Source organism: Bacillota bacterium, assembly GCA_040754675.1.
Taxonomy (GTDB): domain Bacteria; phylum Bacillota; class Limnochordia; order Limnochordales; family Geochordaceae; genus Geochorda.
Map to the genome: position 1 here is coordinate 1 of JBFMCJ010000271.1, position 5,569 is coordinate 5,569.

6 protein-coding genes are annotated in these 5,569 nt (G+C 69.5%); all 6 read left to right on the forward strand.

The window, feature by feature from the left end:
• A partial coding sequence (locus tag AB1609_14605; GenBank protein ID MEW6047690.1) for a Gfo/Idh/MocA family oxidoreductase occupies positions 1 to 440 on the forward strand: 440 nt, incomplete at its 5' end.
• Positions 441 to 453: 13 nt separating this feature from the next.
• Positions 454 to 1,146, forward strand: coding sequence for a hypothetical protein (locus tag AB1609_14610; protein ID MEW6047691.1), 693 nt, complete (start codon positions 454 to 456; stop codon positions 1,144 to 1,146).
• Between the two features lie 202 nt (positions 1,147 to 1,348).
• Positions 1,349 to 3,115 (forward strand): helicase-related protein, encoded by a 1,767-nt coding sequence (locus AB1609_14615; protein ID MEW6047692.1) that lies wholly within the window; start codon positions 1,349 to 1,351, stop codon positions 3,113 to 3,115.
• Between the two features lie 37 nt (positions 3,116 to 3,152).
• Positions 3,153 to 4,085 carry a cysteine synthase family protein gene (locus AB1609_14620; protein MEW6047693.1) on the forward strand — a complete coding sequence of 311 codons (933 nt, stop codon included), beginning with the start codon at positions 3,153 to 3,155 and terminating at the stop codon, positions 4,083 to 4,085.
• Between the two features lie 281 nt (positions 4,086 to 4,366).
• Positions 4,367 to 5,170 carry a ComF family protein gene (locus tag AB1609_14625; protein ID MEW6047694.1) on the forward strand — a complete coding sequence of 268 codons (804 nt, stop codon included), beginning with the start codon at positions 4,367 to 4,369 and terminating at the stop codon, positions 5,168 to 5,170.
• A gap of 2 nt (positions 5,171 to 5,172) precedes the next feature.
• On the forward strand, positions 5,173 to 5,569 hold a 397-nt coding region (locus AB1609_14630; GenBank protein ID MEW6047695.1), incomplete at its 3' end, for a MerR family transcriptional regulator.

The window sequence follows — 5,569 nt, forward strand, 5'->3', positions numbered from 1 at the left end:
TGTGGAGCTGGGGGCTGCCGCCTCACGTTCGGGTGGACGAGCTTCACGAGGTCCTTGGCCCGGACGGGGCGCTTTCCATGCGGCCCCGGGGCGACCAGTTGCCGCCGGCGGCGGACAAGCCGGGGTCCACGGTGGACGGCGCCAAGGTTTTCGACAGCGTGCCGCATGCCAACGGGGTGGATCCCGGCAGCCTGGGGTATTTGTGGCTCCTGCAGCGGGATACGCCGGAGCCACACGCGGTCATCTACCAGCGTAACGATATGGTGGAAGATGAGCTGGCCGCCTTCATCCAGGCCATTCGCGAGGACGGTGAGGTCCGCGTGGGCGGCCGTGAGGCCATTGCGGCGCTCCGGGTCGCGATGGCGGTGCTGGAATCCGGGGAGACGGGGCGCCTGGTGCGTTTGAGCGAGGTCACGGCGCCTGCGGGACGGAAGGCTTAAGAGCGAGCGCGCTATGACGGAGTGGTGGAGGGCCGGATACTTTTTCCGGCTGGAAGACTTCGAGCACCGGTCGCTCCTGGAGAACCTCGAGTACGTCTGGCTGGCCCTTTCGAACCTGCCCCGCTACATCGACGAACACCTGGAACCTTCCCTGGCGGGCACCATCATGCCGGGGGCATACGTGTCGGACCGCGTGCAGCTTGGCGAAGGGTGCGTCGTGGAAAGCGGGGCCATGGTCAAAGGCCCGGCCATCATCGGCCCGGGCACGGTGATCCGGCAGGGGGCGTACATCCGGGAGTACGTCCTGGTCGGGGCGGGCTGCGTCGTCGGGCACGCCACGGAGGTGAAGGCCTCGATCCTGCTGGACGGGGCCCAGGCACCTCACTTCAATTACGTCGGCGATTCCATCCTGGGCCGCCACTGCAACCTGGGGGCGGGCACCAAGCTTTCCAACCTCAAAAACGACGGCACCGAGGTGAGCGTGCGCGGGCCGAACGGCGAGGTCATCGCCACGGGGCTTCGCAAGCTCGGCGCCATCATCGGGGACGGGGTCACCACGGGCTGCAATGCGGTGACGAGCCCGGGAACGCTCATCGGGCCGCACGCCAGTGTCTATGCCAACGTTGTGGTGCGTGGGTTCGTGCCGGCCAGCTCCATCGTGAAGTTGCGCCAGGAGCTGGAGATCATGCCGCGCCAGGCCCGCTGAGCTTGCGCCCGCGCCCGGGGGCGCTGCGCTCCATGTGCCCGGCCCGCTGGCGGGTCGCCTGCTGGGGGATACCTGCGGTATCGCGTAAGGGGCAGAAGGTTCGTCCTAATAACGTTAGAATAGAAAACGCGCGGCCGAACACGGGGGGTGAGGCACCGGCGCAATGCGCTACACCGTGTGCGTTACGGCGGGCTCCCATGGCATGAAGAGCCTCGTCATGCCCTTCGAGGCGGCACCCGACGCGATCCGGCGGGTCAGTTCCCCGCTGCCACTGTATGGAGCCCGGTGGGTGCAGCGAGCCGTGGAGCGTCTTGGCTTTGGAGCCATCGGCAGGGGCCTGCGGCTCCGGCGCTTCGCGCGAGCGGTAGGGGCCGGCCTCGAGCGGATGGGGCTACCCGGCGACGGCGTGGTGTGGCTGGACCCCGAAGCGTACCGGGAGCTGGCGAATGCACCGCCTGGTGAGGACGAGCGCGGCGGGGCGATCGGATCCCTGCTGACCGGACGGTGCCTGCTGGGCTCCGAACTGATCAGGATAGCCCGCAGTCACGGCACCGGCCCGCAGGAGGCGCTGGGCAGCGCCGAAGCGCTGGTCCGCGCCGGTGCGGCGCTTCGATTCGCGGCCGTCGAGGTGGACGAACTCGGGGCGGTCTGCCGGCGCTGCGGAAGCCGGGACGGGATCTACCCGGAGCAGTGCGCGCACTGCGGCAGCCCGTTTTGCCCGCGGTGCAGCCGGTGCGCGGCGATGGGCACGGCGAAGGGGTGCGAGCCGCTCTACGCGATGGAGGCGCCCCTGCTCGATCCGGAGGCCCCCCAGAATGAGGGGTGTCCCGGAGAGGGAGGCAGGCTCGATCCGCGGCTGGTTGCGTCCCTGTCCGAGGCGCAGCGGCGGGCGTTCGAGGCGCTGCAGGCGGGCGTGTGCGTCCGGTTCGAGGCGGGCGGCAACCCGAGGGCGCCGGGCGGATGCCTGGTCTGGGCCGTGACGGGTGCAGGCAAGACGGAGGTGGCCTTCGGCGCCGCCGACCAGGTGCTCCAGCGGGGCGGCCGGGTGCTGTTTGCCACGCCGCGCCGCGAGATTGCCGCCGAGGTGGCGGCACGGGCCGAACGCGCCTTCAGAGGCTGGCCCGTCAGGCTGCTCATGGGCAGGTCAGGCGCCGGCTCGCGGGCCCAGGCAGCGGGCAGCGGCTGGAGTCGGCCGCTCGGGCAGGAGCTGATCGTCGCCACGACGCACCAGGCCCTGCGCTTCTTCCGGGCCTTTGCGCTGGTGATCCTGGACGAGTTCGATGCCTTTCCCTACGCCGGTTCCGACATGCTGGGGATGGCGGTGGAGAGGGCCGCTCACCCAGGGGGGTTCGGCGTCATCATGTCGGCCACGCCGGGCCAGGCCCAGGTTGACCGCGTTCGGCGGCGTGGGTGGACGGTCATTTACATCCCGGCCCGCTACCACGGGCGGCCTCTCCCCGTTCCCCAGATCTGGGTTCACGGTGCCATGCGCCGCTGGGAAGAGGCGCCGGACGACCCCGGACGCGTGCCGGAGTTCATCCGCAACTGGCTCCACGGCCGCCGCCCGGGCACCCGGGTGCTGGTTTTCTGCCCTACCGTCGAGCGGGTCGAGAAGGTGGCGCGGGCGCTTCGCGCTTCCGCCTGCCACAGCCGCCACCCGGGGCGCGATCGCATCGTGGCGGAGTTTGCGGCTTCCCGGGAGCGGGTGCTCGTGACCACCACGCTGCTTGAGCGGGGCGTTACCTTCGCCGGCGTGGACGTGCTCGTACTGTTTGCTGACCAGGATGGGGTGTTCGACGAGGCGGCCCTGGTGCAGATGGCGGGTCGGTGCGGGCGCAGCCCGGACCGACCGGAAGGCCGCGTTCTGTTCGCCGCAGCCACCAGGAGCCGTGCCATGCGGCGCGCCGTCGAATCCATCGCGGCAATGAACGAGCGGGCCCGGGCGGCGGGGCTGTTGCGGCTGGTATAATGCGACGGCTTCGATTTGGGTGGGTGACCACGAGCGGATGCGCATTGATAGACGGACGAGGCGGCCTTTTGCCGGTCATCCCCTCCTCGACCGCATCGGAAACACGCCCCTGATCAGGCTGCAGCGCGTCTGGCCGGCGGGTGCGCCGGTGGAGGTTTACGTCAAAGCGGAGGGCTTCAACCCGGGCGGCTCGGTCAAGGACAGGGCGGCGCTGTACATGGTGGGGGACGCGGTGCAGCGGGGGCTGCTCCGGGGGCGGCGCATCCTTGATGCCACCTCGGGCAACACGGGCATCGCTTACGCCATGATCGGCGCGGCCCTGGGGATCGGCGTGACGGTGTGCCTGCCGGCCAACGCCAGCGCCGAACGTCGCCGCATGCTGGAGGCGTTTGGCGCAGAGGTGATCGTGACCGACCCGCTGGAGGGGACCGAGGGCTCTCGCCAGCGCGCCAGGGAGCTTGCGGAGAGGTTGCCCGATCGCTTCTGGTGGGCCGACCAGTACAGCAACCCGGCGAACCCCCGTGCCCACTACGAGACGACCGGGCCGGAGATATGGGACCAGACGGCGGGGCGGGTCACGCAGTTCGTGGCCGGGGTGGGTACCAGCGGCACGCTCATGGGGGCAGGGCGCTACCTCAAGGAGCAGAACCCGGAGCTTCGGGTTATCGGAGTCGAACCGCTGGAGGCGCTGCACGGCCTCGAGGGGCTCAAGAACATGCAGGTGGCCGAAGTACCGGGCATCTTCGACCCCTCCTGGCTGGACGGCCGGCTGCACGTGGCAACCGAAGAGGCGTACGCGATGGTACGCCGTCTGGCGCGGGAAGAGGGGATTTTAGCCGGCGGTTCGGGTGGGGCCAACGTGGTGGCGGCGATCCGGGTCGCCTCGGGCCTGAGCGAGGGCGTCGTCGTCACCGTCCTGCCGGACACGGGCACGCGGTATCTGAGCACAGCCATCTGGCAAAACCCGTGAAGGTCAAACAACGAAGAACGTTGAAGGGCCTGCGAAAGGAAAGGAAGTGCGAGCGCCCGAACGGCTGCATGTGGTTGCGCGTACGTGGAGCGGTTTGTGCTAAGCAATGGAAGCTGAGATAAGAGCCGGTCATTCCTGTACGTCTGGTTTCAACACGTAACTGCAACCAGTTCCTCAAGTAGCGACGTTTCTTGTCGACTTTTGTCGGGCGCTCGGCACGACTTGCACTGTTCGTCGAACAATCTCGAACTCCTTCCGTTCCCCGGAGGGAAGTGTCGGCAGTGAACACCACGGCTTTCACGTGGGCCCGGCGCTTCTTGGGGCTTTTCGTGCCTCCGGACGAGCACTGCCTTCACTGTGGCCGCACCCTGTCGACCCCCCGGGAGGATCGCTTCGGCCTGTGCGGCGCCTGCCTCGACCTGGTGGCCTGGATCCGCCGGCCGGTCTGCGACCGGTGCGGCAAGCCGCTGCGTTCGGAGCAGGGCGATCGGTGCCACGACTGCCGGGCGCGCACCGTGCCGTTCGCTTGCAGCTTGGCCCCGGCGGTGTACGATGGCATGTGGAGGGATCTGATCCAGCAGCTCAAGTTCTACGGGCGCCGGGAGCTCGCAAGGCCCCTTGGCGCCGCAATGGCGCAGGTGGCTGAACGCGCCAGGCTGGGCGGCCGGGCCCACGCGCTGGTGCCGGTGCCGCTGCACCCCAAAAGGCTGGAGCGCCGGGGCTACAATCAGGCCCTCGCCCTGGCGATGGAGGTCAGTGAAGAGACGGGCATTCCGGTGCTGGAGGCGTTGATCCGGGCCAAAGCGGCGCAACACGGCGGCGCCCAAAGCCTGCGGACGGCGAGGGAGAGGCGGCGGAGCCTGCGCGGGGCGTTCACCGTGTGGCAGCCGGACGCCGTGAGGGGGCTGACGCTGGTCGTGGTGGACGACGTCTACACCACCGGGGCTACCATGGACGAGGCGGCCCGGGCGCTTCTGCGGGCAGGCGCCGGGAAGGTCTTGGGCCTGGTTGCCGCGGTGGGGCTGACCGATGCCGACCTGGCAGGTGGGGGCGGCCCGCACTCAAACGGCGGGGAGGAGTGCTAGGCGTGGCCATCAAGAACTGCGCGCGCTGCGGGCGACTGTTCACGGGTGTCGAGGAGATCTGCCCGACGTGCCTGTCCCAGGAGCAAGAGGAGTTCGAGAAAGTGAAGGAGTACCTGGCCGGGCACGGCAACGCCACGGTGGTGGAGGTGAGCAGCCGGACGGGGGTGGAGATCGCCCAGATCCACCGCTGGGTGCGTGCCGGCCGGCTCAAGATGACCCTCGAACAGCTCCAAGGCGCGCTCCGGTGCGAGCGATGCGGCGCACCCGTTGACAGCGGGCGCTTCTGCCCTCGCTGCCTGAGCGAGCTCAACCGCGAGATCAGCCGCGCCGCCACTCGTGGCAGGCCGGACGAGCCGCCTCAACCGGGGGCACCGGATAAGCGGCCGGAGCCGGCCCAGA

What these genes read in the sequence shown, in the direction of transcription:
- AB1609_14620 (MEW6047693.1), top strand. Translation starts at nt 3,153, where the DNA reads ATGCGCATTGATAGACGGACGAGGCGGCCTTTTGCCGGTCATCCCCTC.
- AB1609_14610 (MEW6047691.1), top strand. Translation starts at nt 454, where the DNA reads ATGACGGAGTGGTGGAGGGCCGGATACTTTTTCCGGCTGGAAGACTTC.
- AB1609_14615 (MEW6047692.1), top strand. Translation starts at nt 1,349, where the DNA reads ATGAAGAGCCTCGTCATGCCCTTCGAGGCGGCACCCGACGCGATCCGG.